Raw genomic sequence first — 16,874 nt, 5'->3', positions numbered from 1 at the left:
GCGGCCCGTCTCGTCTCTACAGACGGCTTATCGGCAGCGGAGGTTCAGTCCTTGAGCGCCGCTTGCATCATGGCCCTGGCGACCGGCGCCGCCAGGCCGTTGCCGCTGACCTCCGAACGGGCCGCGTCCGACTGCTCGACCATGACCGCCACGGCGACCTCCTTGCCCGACGAGTCGGACTTGCCGTACGAGGTGAACCAGGCGTACGGCACCTGGCTGTTGTTCTCGCCGTGCTGGGCCGTACCCGTCTTGCCGCCCACGGTCGCGCCCGGCACCTGGGCGTTCGTGCCCGTGCCCTTGCTCACGACCGTCTCCATCGCCGACTGCAGCTGCTCGGCGGTCGAGGAGCTGACGATCTCCTTGGTGCCCGCCTCGTCGTCGTAGTCCCGCAGCACGTCACCGCCGCTGCCGGTGATCTGCGAGACCATGTGCGGCGACACGAGCTTGCCGCCGTTGGCTATGGCCGCCGACACCATGGCCATCTGCAGCGGTGTGGCGGTGACGTCGAACTGGCCGATGCCCGTCAGGGCCGTCTGCGACGGGTACATGTCCGACGGGTACACGCTCGTGTAGGCCCGGACCGGCACATCCAGCTCGTCGTCGTTGAAGCCGAACCTCTCGGCCATCGCCTTCACCTTGTCCTGGCCGAGCTTCACGGCCATCTTCGCGAAGACGTTGTTGCACGAGTACTCCAGCGCCGTGCGGATCGTGGCGTTCGTGCAGGGGGCGTTCGGGTTCTCGTTCGTCAGCTGCCGTGTGGTGCCCGGCAGCGTGTACGGGTCGGGGCTGTCCGTCCGCTCGTCCACAGACGAGTACAGCCCGTCCTCCAGCGCGGCCGCCGCCACGACCAGCTTGAACGTTGAACCGGGCGGCAGCGGCTGCCGCAGCGCACGGTTGACCAGCGGCTTCTCCGGGTCCGTCGTGAGCTTCTGCCAGGCCGCCCCCGCCGTGTTGGCATCGGTCAGCGACGAAGGGTCGTACGACGGCGTCGACACCACCGCGAGGATCTTCCCGGTCTTCGGATCGATGGCGACGGCACCGCCCTTCTTGTCGCCGAGCGCCTCGTAGGCCGCCTTCTGCACGTCCGGGTCGATGGTCGTGACCACGTTGCCCGGCTCTGCCCGCTGGTTGGTGAGCGTGTCCAGCACGGACTTCAGCCGGCTGTCCGTGCCGTTGAGCAGATCGGTGTAGATGCCCTCCAGCTGAGTCGGGGCGTACGCCTGCGACGCGTAACCCGTCACCGCCGCGTACAGCGGGCCGTCCGTGTACGTCCGCTTGTACTTCAGGTCGCCCGTCTTCGTGGGCGCCGAGCCGGTGACCGACCGGCCGCCCACGATGATGTTCCCGAGCGGCGCCGAGTACGTCAGAATCGCGTTCCGCCGGTTGTCCTTGTCGTCTGCCAGCGCCTGGCCCTCGTAGAACTGCACCCAGGTCGCCCTGACCAGCAGAGCGAACACCAGGAGCAGCGCGAAGACCGAAGCGCGCCTGATCGTCTTGTTCATTCCGAACAGGAGGACGAGCCACACCGGGCGGAACGTTCCCGTCCGTCCCGGTTTCTCATGTGGCGGGCCGGTTTTCTCATCCGCCGTTCAGAAAGCCGGCCTCGTACGCCGCGATCACCGCCTGCGTGCGGTCCCGGGTGCCGGTCTTGGCCAGCACCGCCGCGACGTGCGACTTCACCGTGGCCGCGCCGACCTCCATCCGGCGGGCGATCTCCGCGTTGGTCAGCCCCTGCGCCATGTGCCGCAACACCTCCCGCTCACGGCCGGTGAGCTTCCCCACCCACGCGGGCGGCGCCGGGTTCGCGCGGGCGTGCTCGGTCGCGAGCGTGCGGACCGCCGCCGGGAACAGCAGGCTGTCGCTGCGCGCCACCAGCCGGACCGCCTGCACCAGCGCGTCCGCGTCCGCCCGCTTCAGCAGGAACCCGGCCGCTCCGGCGCGCAGCGCGTCGTACACGTAGGAGTCGTTCTCGAACGTCGTCACGACGACGATCCGCGGCGGCTCGTCCAGCGTGGCGAGGATCTGCTCGGTGGCGCGGATCCCGTCGGTCTCCGGCATCCGGACGTCCATGAGGACGACGTCGGGCCGCACCTCCCGTACCACCGACACCGCCTCGGCACCCGTGGCCGCCTCGCCCACCACCTCCAGGTCCGGCTCGGCGGACAGGATGGCGCGCAGCGCGGTGCGCACCATGCGCTCGTCGTCGGCGAGGACGACACGGATCGGGGCCGGGCGGGTCATGCGGGTCCTCTCATGGGGTCCTGTCACAGGGGTCCTGTCATCGGCAGCGTCACGTGCAGCCGCCAGGTCCGCGTGGCGGTCGGTCCGGCCGTCGCGGTCCCGCCCAGCAGCCTGGCCCGGTCCGCGATGCCGCGCAGGCCGTGGCCGCCGCCGGCGCGGGAGGGCGCGGGGCCGTCCACCGGATTCTCCAGGGTGATCTCCAGATCGCCGCCCGTCACCGCGATCCGCAGCTCCACGGCGGCCCGCTCCCCGGCGTGCTTGAGGGCGTTGCTCAGTCCCTCCTGCACGATGCGGTAGGCCTCGCGGGACAGCAGCGGGGGCAGCGCCTCCGCGTCGGCGTCCACGGTGGCGCTCACCCGCTGACCGCCCGCCCGGGTCCGCCGCAGCAGGCCGTCGAGGTCGGCGGCGAGGGTCGGCGCCGGGGCCGTGCCGGGGGCGTCGCCCTCGCGCAACACGCCCAGTACGGCGTCGAGTTCGCCCACGGTGCGCCGGGTGGTGTCCTCGATCGCGGCGAGGGCCTCACGGACGAACTCCGGGTCGGAGTCGAGGACCCGGCGGGCGGCGCTCGCCTGGAGGGTGACCGCGCTCAGGGCGTGGCCGACGGAGTCGTGCAACTCACGCGCCAGCCGGTTGCGTACGGCCAGGTCGGCGGCGCGGGCCTCGGCGGCGGCGAGCCGCTCCCGGGGCGTGGGACCGAGCAGCGGGGGCGCCCAGCGGGCCAGCACCGCACCGCAGCCGGCCGCGCACCCTGCCAGGGCGACGAGTGACGCCGCGCCCGCGACCGGGGCGAGTGCCAGGACCCAGGTGTGGTCGAGGACCTCGGGCAGCCCGAGCCGGTCGCCGCGCAGCTCCGCGAGGACCGGCAGCACGATCAGCATGGCGGCGAACGGCGGCAGCGCCAGCGACATCCCCGCGATGATCCCGCCGAACCCGAGATGCAGCGTGAACCAGGCTGCCGTACGGCCCTTCTCGCCCCGCGTCCGCGCCGGTGTGAGGGCGAGCCGGTCCGCCTCCACACCGCACAGCCAGCGCACGGCGGCCGACTCCAGCGGCCGGGTCAGCGGGAACAGCGAGGTGACGGCCGCGAGCGGCAGGCCCACGCCGAACGAGGCGAGCTGGAGGGGCAAGGACCCGAAGACGTCCGTGGATCCGGTGGCCGGGCCGATGACCACCGAGCCGACCAGGACGTACGGCATGGCCAGCGCACCGCCGAGGATCAGATGGATCCACCGCAGGCGCGCCCGCCGGCCGAACAGCAGCCGGGCGAACGCGCTCACGCCGCCCGTCGCGCGGCCTCGGCCGAGCGCTCCGCGAAGTGGTAGGCGCCGATGGCGGCGACGAGGAGGCCCACGAGCATCTGGCCAGCGTAGGCGAGATGCATCAGCGGCGTAGGGCGGTCGGCGATGGCAGCCACGCCGCCGAGCGAGGCCAGCGACAGCCATCCGCCCCAGCAGGCCACGGCACCCGAGCTGACCCAGGCGAGAGTGAGCGGCACCGACACGGGCAGGGCCCGGCCGCGCCGGAAGGCCAGCAGCACGGCGCCGGCGACCGCCGCGAGGAGGAACACGACGTACAGGGCCTCCAGGACGTAGAACTCCCCGCCCCGCTCCGCGGCCTGCCCCTGGCGGAGTCCGGCGGAGACGCCGCAGGCCCACAGGGCGTGGAGCGTGAGCGGCGGCAGGGCGAGCACGGCGGCGGCCACGGCGAGGGCCCGGTGGGCCGGACCGACGGCACCGGCGGGCAGCTCCCGCACCCGCCCGCGCCACAGGTGCCCCCAGCGGTCCCGGGCATAGAGCGCGAAGAGGCCGCCGAGAGCCAGCCCCTGCGTGATGAACCCCGTGTACACGACGGCGAACACCCACTCGTCCAGGAACGCCTCCCGGCCGGCGGACGGGGCACCGCCGCCGAACGCCTTCACCACCAGCTGCGCCGGGAACCCGGCCATGATCGGCGCGAGCAGCCCGGTCGCGACCCACACGGGGAACGCGAGCAGCCACGCGGGCACCCGCAGCCCCCACGGCCGGGTCAGCACCAGCGCCAGCACGATCACCCCGCTGTCCAGGAGGACCGAGGCACCGTTGATCACGGCCATGGCGAGGCGGTCGTCGAGCAGCGAGCTGTCGGCGGGTATCCCGACGCGACTCCCGGCGATCCAGGCCGCTTTGAGGGCGAGGTACGGCACACAGGAGACGACGGCGACGGCACGCAGGATGCGCCGGGTGCGGCCGGGGCCGGCGGGGCGTGGAGCGGCGAGGGGAGCGATCGACTGCGTCATACGACCAGGCTCCCGCGGCTGGGGCCGCGGGCACCTCCTGCCCGGCGACGATCCGCCTCCGCCGGGCGGGGGAGGGGCTGGGGCCCGCTCAGGCCTCCAGGAGGAGCACCGTCTCGTCGATCTCGGCACCCCGGGCCGGGGCGTACCCCCGGGCAGCCGCCACCACACGGAACCCGCACTTCTCCAGCACGCGCAGCGACCCCGCGTTGTCCGACGCCGCCCGCGCGTACAGCGGGCGCTCGGGCACCTCGGCGAGCAGTGCCCGCAGGGCCCGGGTGGCGATGCCCTTCCCCCAGTACGCGCGGTCGATCCAGTACGTCACCTCGCGCTCGCCCGGCACCCCGTACACCGCCGCGCTGCCGACGACGTCTCCGTCGGCCAGGACGGTACGGGCGACGACGTCGGGCGAGACGCGGAGCTTGGACCAGTGGGTGTCGAAGGCCGCCCGGTCGGTTGGGTCCTGCGGGGTGAAGGCCGCCATGCTCAGGGACTCGGGGTCGTTCATCTGCCGGAAGAAGACCGGCAGATCGCTGTCGTGGATCTGGCGCAGCTCGACGTTCATGCCTCAGAGCCTACGGGTGGCCAGTGTCAGCCGGTCCCGGGCGTCGAAGAGCGCGTCCTTCACCAGTTGCTCGTGCGCCGGGGTCAGCCGGGCCACCGGAACCGAGCAGCTGATCGCGTCCCGCGCCGGCGTGCGGTAGGGGATCGCCACGCCGAAGCAGCGCAGCCCGAGCGTGTTCTCCTCGCGGTCCACGGCGAAGCCCTGCTCCCGCACCTGGCGCAGCTCCTCGATGAGCTTCTCCCGGTCGGTGATGGTGTGTTCGGTCAGCGCGGGCAGCGTCTCCGGGAGCATCTTGCGCACCTGCTCGTCCGAGTACGTGCTCAGCAGCGCCTTGCCGAGGGACGTGGAGTGCGCGGGCAGCCGGCGGCCGACCCGGGTGAAGGGGCGCAGGTAGTGCTGCGACTGGCGGGTGGCCAGGTAGACGACGTTCGTGCCGTCGAGGCGGGCGAGGTGGATCGTCTCGGTGGTGTCGTCCGAGAGCCGGTCCAGCGTCGGGCGGGCCGCCGCGACGACCTCGTCACCGTCGATGTACGAGGTGCCGACCAGCAGGGCCCGCACCCCGATGCCGTACCGCGTGCCCGTCGCGTCCGTCTCCACCCACCCCAGCTCGACCAGGGTGCGCAGCAGCATGTAGAGGCTGGACTTGGGATATCCGACGGCCTCCTGGACCGCCGCGAGGGAGTGCATGCCGGGGCGTCCGGCGAAGTATTCGAGCAGTTCAACCGTTCTCACCGCGGACTTGACCTGCGCCCCGCCGCCCGTCTCGCCAGCCGACATCGCCCTTGACCCCTTCGTTGGACGGGAAATAGTCTCCACAGCATATTCATCATCGGAGACAGCGTTCAGTATATCGAACGTCTCTGGTGAGTGACCCAGTACTGCGGCAATACATGTGTGGAGGGACCCGCGGTGGCAGCAGCACCAGTCTGGAGTGTCGACCCCCGAACCGGGAAGCAGCGTGAACAGGTTGCGGTGGAGGCCACAGCCCAGGAGGTGGACGCCGCCGTCCGAGCCACGCACGAGGCGCGCGGCGCACTCGCGGACCGCGCGGTCCGCGCGGCCTTCCTGCGCAGCGCCGCCGAGGAGCTTCAGGCGGCCAAGGACGGCCTCGTCGAGACCGCCGACGCCGAGACCGCCCTCGGCCCGGTCCGGCTGACCGGTGAGCTCGCCCGCACCTGCTACCAGCTGCGGGCCTTCGCGGACATCGTCGACGAGGGCGCCTTCCTCGACGTCGTCATCGACCACCCCGACGACACCGCGACCCCGCCGATCCCGGACCTGCGCCGCTACAAGGTGGCGCTGGGCGTCGTCGCCGTCTACTCGGCGTCGAACTTCCCCTTCGCCTTCTCCGTCGCGGGCGGCGACACCGCGAGCGCCCTCGCCGCCGGCTGCCCGGTCGTCGTCAAGTCCCACCCCGACCACCCGGCCCTGTCCGAGTACGTCGCCAAGGTGCTGCGCCGCGCCGCCGCCCGGCACGACATCCCCGAGGGCGTCGTGGGCCTGGTCCACGGCTTCGAGGCGGGCGTCGAGCTGATCAAGCACCCGCTCGTCGCGGCGGCCGGCTTCACCGGTTCCGTGCGCGGCGGCCGGGCGCTCTTCGACGCGGCGGCCGCACGCCCGGTCCCGATCCCCTTCCACGGCGAGCTGGGCTCCCTGAACCCGGTCGTCGTCACCGAGGCCGCCGCCGCCGAGCGGGCCGAGGCGATCGGCGCCGGTCTCGCCGGTTCCATGACGCTGGGCGTCGGCCAGTTCTGTGTGAAGCCGGGCCTCGTCCTCGCGCCGGCCGGCGCCGCCGGTGACGCCCTGCTGAAGTCCCTGACCGACGCCGTCAGCGACACCGACGCCGGGGTCCTGCTCGACCACCGCATGCGCGACAACTTCGTCGCCGGCGTCGCCGAGCGGGCCGGGCTGCCCGACGTCGACTCCCCGGTCACCCCGGGCGCGGGCGGCGAGCACACCGTCAGCGCGGGCTTCCTCACCGTGCCGGCGAGCAGGCTGGCCGCGGAGGGCGAGCACGACCTGCTCCTGGAGGAGTGCTTCGGGCCGGTCACCGTGGTGGCCCGCTACGAGGACGAGGCCGAGGTGAAGTCGGTGCTGTCGCGGCTGCCCGGCAACCTCACGGCGACGGTGCAGCTGTCCGAGGAGGAGGCGGCGGGCGAGGGTCGCGGCGCCGAGATCCTCGCGGAGCTGACGCCGCTGGCCGGGCGGGTGCTGGTGAACGGCTGGCCGACGGGTGTCGCCGTCGCCCCCGCCCAGCACCACGGCGGGCCGTACCCGGCCACCACGTCGACGTCCACGTCGGTGGGCGGGACGGCGATCGAGCGGTGGATGCGGCCTGTGGCCTACCAGAACGCCCCCGAGGCGCTGCTGCCGGCCGAGTTGCGGGACGAGAACCCGCTCGGGCTGCCGCGGCGGTTCAACGGGCGTTTGGAGCGTTGACGCCGTAGGGGTGCGGGTGGGTTGCGGGCTGCACGCTCGTCGTGGCTGATCGCGCAGTTCCCCGCGCCCCTGAGGGTGGGACCTGAAACACTTGGTCGAATGGATCTGGAACTTCCTGAACTTCCCTTCGGCTTGCGTACATATGGGCCCGACGGTCATTGGTCGTACGAAGACGGCGTGCTCACCGGATGGGCCGGGCCGCGGCAGGACCGGTTCGTGCCGCCCACCGGGGAGGGGCTGGACCCCGCTTCCGACGCGCCCCGGCTGCTCGGGGCGCCCGAAGGGGACTTCCAGCTGATCGCCAAGGTCACCGTCGGGTTCGGCGCGGCCTTCGATGCCGGGGTGCTCTACGTCCACGTGGGGGAGCGGGCCTGGGCCAAGCTCTGCCTGGAGTACTCCCCGGACGTCCCCACCGTCTGCACGGTAGTGACCCGGGGTCACTCCGACGACGCCAACTCCTTCACGGTGGACGGCAGTTCCGTCTGGCTGCGGGTGAGCCGCACCGGCCGCGCCTTCGCCTTCCACGCCTCCCGCGACGGCGAACGCTGGACCTTCGTCCGCCTGTTCACCCTCGGCGACGAGAAGGAGACCGGCGCGGCCCTGGTGGGCTTCATGACCCAGTCCCCGATGGGGGAGGGCTGTGTGGTGACGTACGACCACATCGAGTTCAGGCCGGCCTGGCCGGACGATCTGCGCGACGGCGGCTGAGGCCCGGCCGGGAACCGCCTCCCGGGGCGTCTCGCGCGGGACCGGGGAATGAAGCGCACTGTTTGAACGTTCATGTACCTGGCGGAGGGAGTCTCCGTACCCGTACGACCTGGAGAGAGCCGAGACATGCGCGTCGAGATCTGGAGCGACATCGCCTGCCCCTGGTGCTACGTGGGCAAGGCCCGCTTCGAGCAGGCGCTGCGGGACTTCCCGTACCGCGACGAGGTCGAGGTGGTGCACCGCTCCTTCGAGCTGGATCCGGGCCGCGCCAAGGGCGACGTCCAGCCCGTGATCACGATGCTCACCAAGAAGTACGGGATGAGTGCCGCGCAGGCCGAGGCCGGGGAGGACAACCTGGGCGCCCAGGCCGCCGCCGAGGGCCTCGACTACCGCACCCGGGGCCGCGACCACGGCAGCACCTTCGACATGCACCGTCTGCTGCACTTCGCCAAGGAGCAGAACCGCCAGGAGCAGCTCCTCGACCTGCTGTACCGGGCCAACTTCGCCGAGGAGCGCTCCCTCTTCGACGGCGACGAGCGGCTCGTGGAACTCGCCGTCGCCGCCGAGCTGGAGGCGGCGGCCGTGCGTGCGGTTCTCGCCGACGCGGAGGCGTACGCCGACGACGTACGTGCCGACGAGCGGGAGGCCGCGCAGCTCGGCGCGAGCGGTGTGCCGTTCTTCGTGCTCGACCGCACGTACGGCGTCTCCGGGGCCCAGCCCGCCGAGGTCTTCGCCCAGGCCCTGACCCAGGCGTACGGCGAGCGCCCGTCCCTGGAGATCGTGGACGGCGGCGACGGCGCGGACGCCTGCGGCCCGGACGGCTGCGCCGTGCCCCAGCACTGAAACGCCCAGGTCGGACCGCATTCATAAGCGGTACTTAGGGGCATCTCGCAGAAATCGGCGATGGACGGGGACATCCCGGGGACGCAGAGTGGTCCCATGGAGACCTTCGAGAACCTCGTCCGTGCCGAGTTCACCCCGAAGCACACCTACCTCAACACCGCGAGCAACGGGCTGCTGCCCGCCCGTACCGTCAGCGCCGTGCAGCAGGCGGTGCGGATGCGGGCCGAGGGCACGCCCCTGGGCCCCCTCTACGAGGACGTGGAGGCCGCCCGCACGTCCTTCGCCCGGCTGGCCGGTGTCCCGGCCGAGCGCGTCGCGACCGGGGCCTCGGTCGCCGAGTACGGCGCGCTGATCGCGGCCTCACTGCCCGCCGGTGCCGAAGTCCTCACGGCGGAGGGCGACTTCGCCTCGCTGGTGAACCCGTTCCATGTGCGCGGCGACCTCAAGGTGCGGGCCGTGCCCCTGGAGCGGCTCGCCGAGTCGGTCCGCCCCGGTACCGCGCTCGTCGCGGTCAGCGCCGCCCAGTCCGCCGACGGCCGACTCGCCGACCTGCCCGCGCTGCGCGAGGCGGCCCGGGCGCACGGCGCCCGCACCTACGTCGACGCCTCCCAGTCGGCCGGCTGGCTGCCGATGGACGCCGACGCCGACGACTTCCTCGCCGCCGTCGGATTCAAGTGGCTCATGGGCCCGCACGGTGCCTCGTTCTTCGTCGCCCCGCAGGACTTCGGAGGGCTCACGCCGCTGCTCGCCGGCTGGGTCGCCGGTGAGGTCCCCTGGGACAGCTGCTACGGCCCCGTGGCGGAACTCGCCCATTCCGCGCGGCGGTTCGACGTCAGCCCCGCCCTCTTCACCTACGCCGGTCTGCGCGCCTCACTGGAGCTGCTGGAGGAGATCGGCATCGACGTCGTGCACGCCCACGACGTCGGCCTCGCGGACCGCTTCCGCACCGGGCTCGCCGAGCTGGGCCAGGAGCCCGTGCCCGCACCGGGTTCGGCGATCGTGTCGGTGCCGGGGCTCGGTCACCGGCAGGGAGACCTGAGCCGGGTGGGCATCGAGGTCTCGAACCGGGCCGGGAACCTGCGGGCCGCGTTCCACCTCTACAACACGCCCGCGGACGTGGACCGGCTGCTGGAGGTCCTGGCGGCATGACAGAACCGGATGGGGCCTCCCGTCCCACACGAGGAGGCCCCATCCGGCAGCTCTGTCACACGGTCGTCTCACCGCTGACCGGCGGTCACCGCACCGGCGTGAAGTCCCGCGCGCCAATGAACTCCGGCCGCCGGACCGGCGCCGCGAACGGTTCCACCGCCGTGTTCTCCACGCTGTTGAACACGATGAACACGTTGCTGCGCGGGAACGGCGTGATGTTGTCGCCGGAACCGTGCATGGCGTTGCAGTCGAACCACGTCGCCGAACCGGCCTTGCCCGTGAACAACTTGATGCCGTGCTGCGCGGCCAGCAGAGTCAGCGCCTCGTCGGACGGCGTGCCCGCGTCCTGCATCTGCAGCGACTTCTTGTAGTTGTCCTTCGGGGTTTCCCCCGCGCACCCGAGGAACGTCTTGTGCGACCCCGGCATGATCATGAGCCCGCCGTTGGTGTCGTAGTTCTCGGTGAGCGCGATCGAGACCGACACCGTGCGCATGCGCGGCAGGCCGTCCTCGGCGTGCCACGTCTCGAAGTCCGAGTGCCAGTAGAAACCACTGGCCCCGAACCCCGGCTTGACGTTGATCCGCGACTGGTGGACGTACACGTCCGAGCCGAGGATCTGCCGCGCCCGTCCGACGACCCGCTCGTCGCGTACCAGCCGGGCGAACACCTCACTGATCTTGTGCACCTCGAAGACCGTGCGGATCTCCTTGGACTGCGGCTCGACGATCGACCGCTCGTCGGCACGGATGTCCGGGTCGTTCACCAGCCGGTTCAGTTCGTTCCGGTAGACGGTGACCTCGTCCTCGGTGATGAGCTCGTCGATGGCCAGGAAGCCGTCGCGCTCGAAGGACAGCAGGTCGGCCGGGTCGACCGGGCCCGGGGCGTCGGGTGCGCCCCAGACGACCGGGTCCTGGCGCGGGGTCAGTGCCTCGGCGGCACCGCGACTGGGATAGAGGTCCGGGATACCGGTGGTGGTGTCGGTAGTGGCGGTCATGGAAACGTCACACCTCCTCGGTGAGCAGCGGGTAGACGCCGTTCTCGTCGTGGTCCTCCCGTCCGGTCACGGGCGGGTTGAACACGCAGAGGCAGCGGAAGTCCTGCTTGACCCGCAGCGTGTGCCTCTCGTGCCCGTCCAGGAGGTACATGGTGCCGGGCGTGATGGTGTGCTTCTGCCCGGTCTCGTGGTCGGTCAGCTCGGCCTCGCCCTCCACGCAGACGACGGCCTCGATGTGGTTCGCGTACCACATCGACGTCTCCGTACCCGCGTACAGGATCGTCTCGTGCAGGGAGAAACCGACTTTCTCCTTGGCGAGGACGATGCGCTTGCTCTCCCACGTACCGGACGCGGCCTTCACGTGCCGGTCGGTACCTTCGATCTCCTTGAACGAACGGACAATCACGGTGCTGCGATGCCTCCTAGATGGGTGGTGCTCTCGGTGCTGTGTCAGGCGGTCTCTCGGACGGCGCGGGCCAGCATGCTGAGGCCCTCGTCCAGCTCCTCGGGCGTGATGGTGAGGGCGGGGAGCATCTTCACGACCTCGCTCTCCGGGCCGGACGTCTCGATGAGCAGTCCGAGCTCGAAGGCGCGCTTGGCGACCTTGTTGGCGCGCTCCTTGTCGTGGAACTCCAGGCCCCACACCAGGCCGCGGCCCCGGTACTCCTTGACGTCGGCCAGGTTCTCCTCGGTGATGGAGATCATGGCCTGTTCGACCTGCTCGCCGCGCTTGCGGGTCTGCTTCTCCATGGCGGAACCGTCCGCCCAGTACGTCTCCAGGGTGGCGGTGGCCGTGACGAACGCGGGGTTGTTGCCGCGGAAGGTGCCGTTGTGCTCGCCGGGCTCCCAGACGTCGAGCTCGGGCTTGAACAGGCACAGCGACATGGGCATGCCGTAGCCGCTGATCGACTTGGAGACGGTGACGATGTCCGGCGTGATGCCCGCCTCCTCGAAGGAGAAGAACGCGCCGGTACGGCCGCAGCCCATCTGGATGTCGTCGACGATCAGCAGCATGTCCTGCCGCTCGCACAGCTCCGACAGGGCGCGCAGCCACTCGGGCCGGGCCACGTTGATGCCGCCCTCGCCCTGCACGGTCTCGACGATCACGGCGGCCGGCTTGTTGAGGCCGGAGCCCTGGTCCTCCAGGAGCCGCTCGAACCACAGGAAGTCCTCGACGGTGCCGTCGAAGTAGTTGTCGAACGGCATCGGGGTGCCGTGCACCAGCGGGATACCGGCGCCCGCCCGCTTGAAGGCGTTGCCGGTCACGGCCAGCGAGCCCAGCGACATGCCGTGGAAGGCGTTGGTGAAGGACACGATCGACTCGCGCCCCTTGACCTTCCGCGCCAGCTTCAGCGCGGCCTCCACGGCGTTGGTGCCGGTCGGGCCGGGGAACATGACCTTGTACGGCAGGTCGCGCGGGCGCAGCAGCAGGTTCTGGAAGGCCTCCAGGAACGTGCGCTTGGCGGTGGTCGACATGTCGAGCCCGTGCGTGACGCCGTCACGCTCCAGGTAGTCGATCAGCGCGCGTTTCAGGACCGGGTTGTTGTGCCCGTAGTTCAGTGACCCGGCTCCGGCGAAGAAGTCGAGGTACTCATGGCCGTCCTCGTCGTACATGCGGCTGCCCACCGCACGGTCGAAGACGGTGGGCCAGCCGCGGCAGTAGCTGCGCACCTCGGACTCGACGGTCTCGAAGACGCTCAGGTCGGGCTGGGTGATGGTCACGACGAATCGCTCCTCGGTACGTGGGGGAAGTCTGCGGGAGTGGGGTGGGGCGGGAAGTCTCAGTGGGGCAGCGGGCCGATGCGGTACAGCACCTCTGCGTCGTGCGGGCCGTCGGGGAAGAGGCCCGTGTCGAACAGCACCTCGCGCTCCAGCCGGGCGCCGTGGCGCTCGGCGAACGACGTGAACAGGCGCTCCGAGGCGGTGTTGCCCGGGGTGATGGTGGTCTCCACCGTCGTCACCCCGCGCTCGGCCACGGTCCGCGCGACGAGGCCGTCGAGCAGCGCGGCGGCAAGTCCGCGCCCGCGGTGGGCCTCGTCCACCGCCACCTGCCAGACCAGCAGCGTGCGCGGGCTGTCCGGCCGCACGTACCCGGTGATGAAACCCATCGGCTCGCCCTGCTCGTCGCGGGCGACGGCCGAGGTGGCGGCGAAGTCCCGGCACCACAGCAGATAGCTGTAGGACGAGTTCAGGTCCAGAACCTTCGAGTCCTTCGCCATCCGCCAGAGTGCGGCTCCGTCAGCCACCGTGGGGCGGTCGATTTGCGGATCTGCTTGTACGGCAGTCATGCGAATTGAACTTACCCAGCGAAATTCAAAATTGCATCGCCGATCGGGGTTACATATGAGCCCCGTCTGTGTTATCGCGCGAGCGCGAGAGTTCCTGCGCAGAGGCGGCAGAATGCCCGATATTGCCCGGTAATTACCGGACAAAATGGTCACAGTGTGTAACGCGTCACAGCTGTGCGGGCTTCACGGGGGGCGTCAGAATTTCCCCTCCGGGTGTCCTCGAATCTGCGCGTTTAGGATCTGGAAAAGCGGGCAGAAGAAAACGGGAAGCTGTTCTTGGAAGAATTCGCCAATTGTGTGCCAGCTTACATGTGAGATATCGCGGAAAGCACGTGGAATTCAGGCCCCGGTCACTCCGTCGATGCGTTCCCGCAGGAGATCGGCGTGACCGTTGTGCCGCGCGTACTCCTCGATCATGTGGATGAGCACCCACCGCAGGCTGACCTCCATCCCGGGCACCGGCCCCTCGGCGACCCGCCCGATGTGGTCCAGCGGCAGCCCTGCGCACAGCTCCCGCCCCCGCGCGATCTCCCGCCGCCAGATTCCGAGCGCCTCGTCGAGCCCGCGCGCCGGATCGAGCGAGTAGCCGGTCGCGTCCTCGAAAACGGGCGGCGCGGCCACCCCGCCGGCCACCCGCTGGAACCAGTTCCGCTCGACCTCCGCGAGGTGCTGCACCAGCCCGAGCAGGGTCAGCGACGACGGCTCGGCCGCCGCGATCCGCACCTGCGCGTCGTCCAGACCGGAGCATTTCAGCTGCAGCGTGGCCCGGTGGAAGTCCAGCCAGCCTTCGAGCATGGCGCGCTCGTCGCCGGTGAGGTGCGGGACGGGGCGGCCGTCGGGGAGGGCCGGGGCTTCAGCGGGTGTGTCGGCAGTCATACGGCGAGCATGACACGGGGCACTGACAGCGATAGGAGCATCAGCGACAGGAGCGTCAACGGTGCCGCGGAGCCTCTCGGCCGGGGACTACCGCCACGCCTCCTCGGCGGCGCGCAGCGCGCCCTCCACGTCGACCGGCAGACCCGCCTCGGACAGTGCCGCCCCCAGCGCCGCCAGACTCGCGCGCACGGCCCCCGGCGTCGCCTCCGCGCCGTAGTGGTTGACCCGGATCATCTCCTTGGCCAGCGCGCCTCCGCCCGCGGCCAGCGGCACGGCCGGGTCCGCCGCCAGCGCCCGCCGGACCAGCTCCGACGCCACCAGCCCGGACGGCGCCCGCAGGGTCGTGGCGACGGGCGCCGCGTCCCGGGCGTCGTACACGTACGGCTCCAGACCGCCACCGAGCGCGACCGCACCGGCCCGGGTCGCCGCCGCGGCGGACGCGTGCCGGGCCATCACGGCCTCCAGCCCAACCGTCTCGATCCGCTCCACGCACGCCTGAAGCGCCAGCATCTCCAGCTGTGCGGGCGCGTGCAGCAGCGCCCTGCGGCCGCCGTCGATCCACCGCTCCTTCCAGTCGAGCAGCGACAGGTACGACCGGCGCGGAGCCTTCGGATTGGCGGCCATCCGGGCCCAGGCCCGTTCGCTCACCGACACCGCCGAAACCCCGGCAGGACCGCCCATCGCCTTCTGCGCGCCGATCACGCACAGGTCCACGCCCCACGCGTCCGGCAGCACCGGCTCGGCCCCGATCGACGCCACGGCGTCCAGGTAGAACAGGGCCCCGTGGGCCCGCACGACCTCACCGATCTCCGCGACCGGGTTGGTGTTGCCGGTCGCCGCCTCCGCGTGCACCAGCGACACGAAGTCGATCTGCGGGTGCTCGTCGAAGGCCTGCCGGATCTCCCCGGCCGTGACCGCGGTGTGGAAGGGTACCGCCAGGTCGATCACCGTGGCACCGCAGTCCCGCAGCCAGTCGCCGAAGGTCTGCCCGTACGGCCCCGTGATGACGTTCAGCGCCGTCGTGCCCGGACCGGCCGCGGCGCGGATCGCGCCCTCCAGCGGCAGCAGCGCCTCGCCCTGCATGATCACGACGTCCTGCTCGGTGCTCAGCAGCCGCGCCACACGGTCCTCGATCGCGGCGAAGCGGTCCGCGCCGAGCGGGGCCAGGTCCAGAAACGGATGCGTCACGGCAGTGCTCTCTTCACTCACAGGTTCGATCGCATCGAGGGTAACCGGCGGCCCTCGCGCCCCCGCGCTGCGCGTCCCCCGGGCACCGGCCCCCTTCGAGGCCGGGCGGGCGGCTCACTAAGGTGCGGTGCATGAGCGATCGCACGGTGCTGCACGTGAAGGGGCGGGTGCTCGTCGGGCCCGAGGACGTCCGGGACGAGCTGTGGATGGTCGACGGCCGCATCTCCTACGACCGCCCCGCCGGCGCCCGCGATGTCCGCACGGTCGTCGGCTGGGCCCTGCCCGGCCTCGTCGACGCGCACTGCCACGTCGGACTCGACCGGCACGGACCGGTCCCCGAGGACGTCGCGGAGAAGCAGGCCCTGACCGACCGGGACGCGGGCACCCTCCTCATCCGCGACGCCGGCTCGCCCTCCGACACCCGCTGGATCGACGACCGCGAGGACCTGCCGAAGATCATCCGCGCGGGGCGGCACATCGCCCGCACCCGCCGCTACATCCGCAACTACGCCTGGGAGATCGAGCCGGAGGACCTGGTCGCCTACGTCGCCCAGGAGGCCCGGCGCGGCGACGGCTGGGTCAAGCTGGTCGGCGACTGGATCGACCGTGACCTCGGCGACCTGTCGGCCTGCTGGCCCCGGGAGGCCGTCGAGGCGGCGATCGCCGAGGCCCACCGCCTGGGCGCGCGGGTGACGGCGCACTGCTTCGCGGAGGACTCCCTGAAGGACCTCGTCGAGGCGGGCATCGACTGCATCGAACACGCGACGGGCCTGACCGGGGACCTCATCCCGCTGTTCGCCGAACGCGGCGTGGCCATCGTCCCGACCCTGGTCAACATCGCGACGTTCCCGCAGCTCGCGGACGGCGGCGAGAGCAAGTTCCCCCGCTGGTCGGCCCATATGCGCAGGCTCCACGAACGCCGCTACGACACCGTGCGGGACGCCTACGACGCCGGGATCCCCGTCTTCGTCGGCACCGACGCCGGCGGCAGTCTCGCGCACGGCCTGGCCGCGGCCGAGGTCGGCGAACTCGTCACCGCCGGCATCCCGCCCGTCGAGGCCCTCGCAGCGGGCACCTGGACGGCCCGCTCCTGGCTCGGCCGCCCAGGCCTGGACGAGGGCGCCCCGGCGGACCTCGTCGTCTACGACGAGGACCCGCGGGCGGACGTACGGGTGCTGGCGTCGCCGCGGCGGGTGGTACTGAACGGGCGCGTGGTCGGGTAGCCGTGGGGTGAGGGCTGGGAACGCCTGCGCCGGGGGGATTCGCCGTGGGGCGACGGCGGGGAACGCCTGCGCCAGGGGGGGATTCGAA

The 16,874-nt window shown here is 71.6% G+C and carries 17 protein-coding genes; 5 read left to right on the top strand and 12 right to left on the bottom strand.

Going from position 1 to position 16,874, the window contains the following annotated elements; translation table 11 throughout:
- Window positions 1–44: 44 nt before the first annotated feature.
- From ACFY9S_RS13345 to ACFY9S_RS13320, 6 genes are all read right to left on the bottom strand, one after another.
- Window positions 45–1,502 (bottom strand): penicillin-binding transpeptidase domain-containing protein, encoded by a 1,458-nt coding sequence (locus ACFY9S_RS13345; RefSeq protein WP_391126860.1) that lies wholly within the window; start codon window positions 1,500–1,502, stop codon window positions 45–47.
- A gap of 76 nt (window positions 1,503–1,578) precedes the next feature.
- Entirely contained in the window at window positions 1,579–2,241 is a 663-nt protein-coding gene (locus ACFY9S_RS13340; protein WP_391126857.1) for a response regulator, read from the bottom strand.
- 23 nt (window positions 2,242–2,264) lie between these two features.
- Window positions 2,265–3,518, bottom strand: a complete 1,254-nt coding sequence (locus ACFY9S_RS13335; RefSeq protein WP_391126854.1) for a histidine kinase — start codon at window positions 3,516–3,518, stop codon at window positions 2,265–2,267.
- Complete coding sequence (locus ACFY9S_RS13330) at window positions 3,515–4,516, bottom strand: hypothetical protein (protein ID WP_391126851.1); 1,002 nt, start codon at window positions 4,514–4,516, stop codon at window positions 3,515–3,517. Before ACFY9S_RS13330 ends, ACFY9S_RS13335 begins: the two co-directional genes overlap by 4 nt.
- Window positions 4,517–4,604: 88 nt before the next feature.
- Complete coding sequence (locus ACFY9S_RS13325; protein WP_391126848.1) at window positions 4,605–5,078, bottom strand: GNAT family N-acetyltransferase; 474 nt, start codon at window positions 5,076–5,078, stop codon at window positions 4,605–4,607.
- 3 nt (window positions 5,079–5,081) lie between these two features.
- Entirely contained in the window at window positions 5,082–5,855 is a 774-nt protein-coding gene (locus ACFY9S_RS13320) for an IclR family transcriptional regulator (RefSeq protein WP_031109054.1), read from the bottom strand.
- Between the two features lie 132 nt (window positions 5,856–5,987).
- On the opposite strand from ACFY9S_RS13320, the gene ACFY9S_RS13315 reads away from it, so the two are divergent.
- The 4 genes from ACFY9S_RS13315 to ACFY9S_RS13300 all read left to right on the top strand — a co-directional run bounded on the left by ACFY9S_RS13315 (window position 5,988) and on the right by ACFY9S_RS13300 (window position 10,217).
- Window positions 5,988–7,517: an aldehyde dehydrogenase family protein gene (locus ACFY9S_RS13315; RefSeq protein WP_391126846.1), complete on the top strand. Its 1,530-nt coding sequence runs from the start codon at window positions 5,988–5,990 to the stop codon at window positions 7,515–7,517.
- Between the two features lie 99 nt (window positions 7,518–7,616).
- Entirely contained in the window at window positions 7,617–8,225 is a 609-nt protein-coding gene (locus tag ACFY9S_RS13310; protein WP_391126843.1) for a DUF1349 domain-containing protein, read from the top strand.
- Window positions 8,226–8,351: 126 nt separating this feature from the next.
- Window positions 8,352–9,068 (top strand): DsbA family protein, encoded by a 717-nt coding sequence (locus ACFY9S_RS13305; protein WP_391126840.1) that lies wholly within the window; start codon window positions 8,352–8,354, stop codon window positions 9,066–9,068.
- A gap of 96 nt (window positions 9,069–9,164) precedes the next feature.
- The gene (locus ACFY9S_RS13300; protein WP_391126837.1) at window positions 9,165–10,217 is read left to right on the top strand and encodes an aminotransferase class V-fold PLP-dependent enzyme; all 1,053 of its coding nucleotides are present in this window, start codon (window positions 9,165–9,167) and stop codon (window positions 10,215–10,217) included.
- A gap of 85 nt (window positions 10,218–10,302) precedes the next feature.
- Here ACFY9S_RS13300 and thpD read toward each other — a convergent pair whose 3' ends face one another.
- From thpD to ACFY9S_RS13270, 6 genes are all read right to left on the bottom strand, one after another.
- Window positions 10,303–11,211 (bottom strand): ectoine hydroxylase, encoded by a 909-nt coding sequence (gene thpD, locus ACFY9S_RS13295; protein ID WP_391126834.1) that lies wholly within the window; start codon window positions 11,209–11,211, stop codon window positions 10,303–10,305.
- Window positions 11,212–11,218: 7 nt separating this feature from the next.
- A complete protein-coding gene (locus tag ACFY9S_RS13290) occupies window positions 11,219–11,617 on the bottom strand; it encodes an ectoine synthase (RefSeq protein ID WP_033310882.1) in 399 nt (132 codons plus the stop codon).
- A 44-nt stretch (window positions 11,618–11,661) separates the two neighbouring features.
- Window positions 11,662–12,933, bottom strand: a complete 1,272-nt coding sequence (gene ectB, locus ACFY9S_RS13285; protein ID WP_391126831.1) for a diaminobutyrate--2-oxoglutarate transaminase — start codon at window positions 12,931–12,933, stop codon at window positions 11,662–11,664.
- Between the two features lie 59 nt (window positions 12,934–12,992).
- Entirely contained in the window at window positions 12,993–13,499 is a 507-nt protein-coding gene (gene ectA, locus ACFY9S_RS13280; protein WP_391126827.1) for a diaminobutyrate acetyltransferase, read from the bottom strand.
- A gap of 339 nt (window positions 13,500–13,838) precedes the next feature.
- Complete coding sequence (locus tag ACFY9S_RS13275) at window positions 13,839–14,375, bottom strand: DUF664 domain-containing protein (protein ID WP_391126824.1); 537 nt, start codon at window positions 14,373–14,375, stop codon at window positions 13,839–13,841.
- Between the two features lie 87 nt (window positions 14,376–14,462).
- On the bottom strand, window positions 14,463–15,584 hold the full coding sequence (locus ACFY9S_RS13270; RefSeq protein ID WP_391126821.1) for an aminotransferase class V-fold PLP-dependent enzyme: 1,122 nt from the start codon (window positions 15,582–15,584) through the stop codon (window positions 14,463–14,465).
- A gap of 110 nt (window positions 15,585–15,694) precedes the next feature.
- On the opposite strand from ACFY9S_RS13270, the gene ACFY9S_RS13265 reads away from it, so the two are divergent.
- Entirely contained in the window at window positions 15,695–16,786 is a 1,092-nt protein-coding gene (locus ACFY9S_RS13265; RefSeq protein WP_391126818.1) for an amidohydrolase family protein, read from the top strand.
- Window positions 16,787–16,874 lie beyond the last annotated feature (88 nt).

This window comes from Streptomyces sp. NPDC012474 (assembly GCF_042955185.1).
Lineage (GTDB): Bacteria > Actinomycetota > Actinomycetes > Streptomycetales > Streptomycetaceae > Streptomyces > Streptomyces cahuitamycinicus.
The sequence above is the reverse complement of the archived record's forward strand: the minus strand, read 5'-3'. Positions and strand labels throughout refer to the sequence as shown.

Coding starts and splice junctions, on each gene's coding strand:
- ACFY9S_RS13330 (WP_391126851.1), bottom strand. CDS start 4,516: ATGACGCAGTCGATCGCTCCCCTCGCCGCTCCACGCCCCGCCGGCCCC.
- ACFY9S_RS13300 (WP_391126837.1), top strand. CDS start 9,165: ATGGAGACCTTCGAGAACCTCGTCCGTGCCGAGTTCACCCCGAAGCAC.
- ACFY9S_RS13310 (WP_391126843.1), top strand. CDS start 7,617: ATGGATCTGGAACTTCCTGAACTTCCCTTCGGCTTGCGTACATATGGG.
- ACFY9S_RS13265 (WP_391126818.1), top strand. CDS start 15,695: ATGAGCGATCGCACGGTGCTGCACGTGAAGGGGCGGGTGCTCGTCGGG.
- ACFY9S_RS13345 (WP_391126860.1), bottom strand. CDS start 1,502: ATGAACAAGACGATCAGGCGCGCTTCGGTCTTCGCGCTGCTCCTGGTG.
- ACFY9S_RS13305 (WP_391126840.1), top strand. CDS start 8,352: ATGCGCGTCGAGATCTGGAGCGACATCGCCTGCCCCTGGTGCTACGTG.
- ACFY9S_RS13340 (WP_391126857.1), bottom strand. CDS start 2,241: ATGACCCGCCCGGCCCCGATCCGTGTCGTCCTCGCCGACGACGAGCGC.
- ACFY9S_RS13325 (WP_391126848.1), bottom strand. CDS start 5,078: ATGAACGTCGAGCTGCGCCAGATCCACGACAGCGATCTGCCGGTCTTC.
- ectA (WP_391126827.1), bottom strand. CDS start 13,499: ATGACTGCCGTACAAGCAGATCCGCAAATCGACCGCCCCACGGTGGCT.
- thpD (WP_391126834.1), bottom strand. CDS start 11,211: ATGACCGCCACTACCGACACCACCACCGGTATCCCGGACCTCTATCCC.
- ACFY9S_RS13275 (WP_391126824.1), bottom strand. CDS start 14,375: ATGACTGCCGACACACCCGCTGAAGCCCCGGCCCTCCCCGACGGCCGC.
- ACFY9S_RS13320 (WP_031109054.1), bottom strand. CDS start 5,855: ATGTCGGCTGGCGAGACGGGCGGCGGGGCGCAGGTCAAGTCCGCGGTG.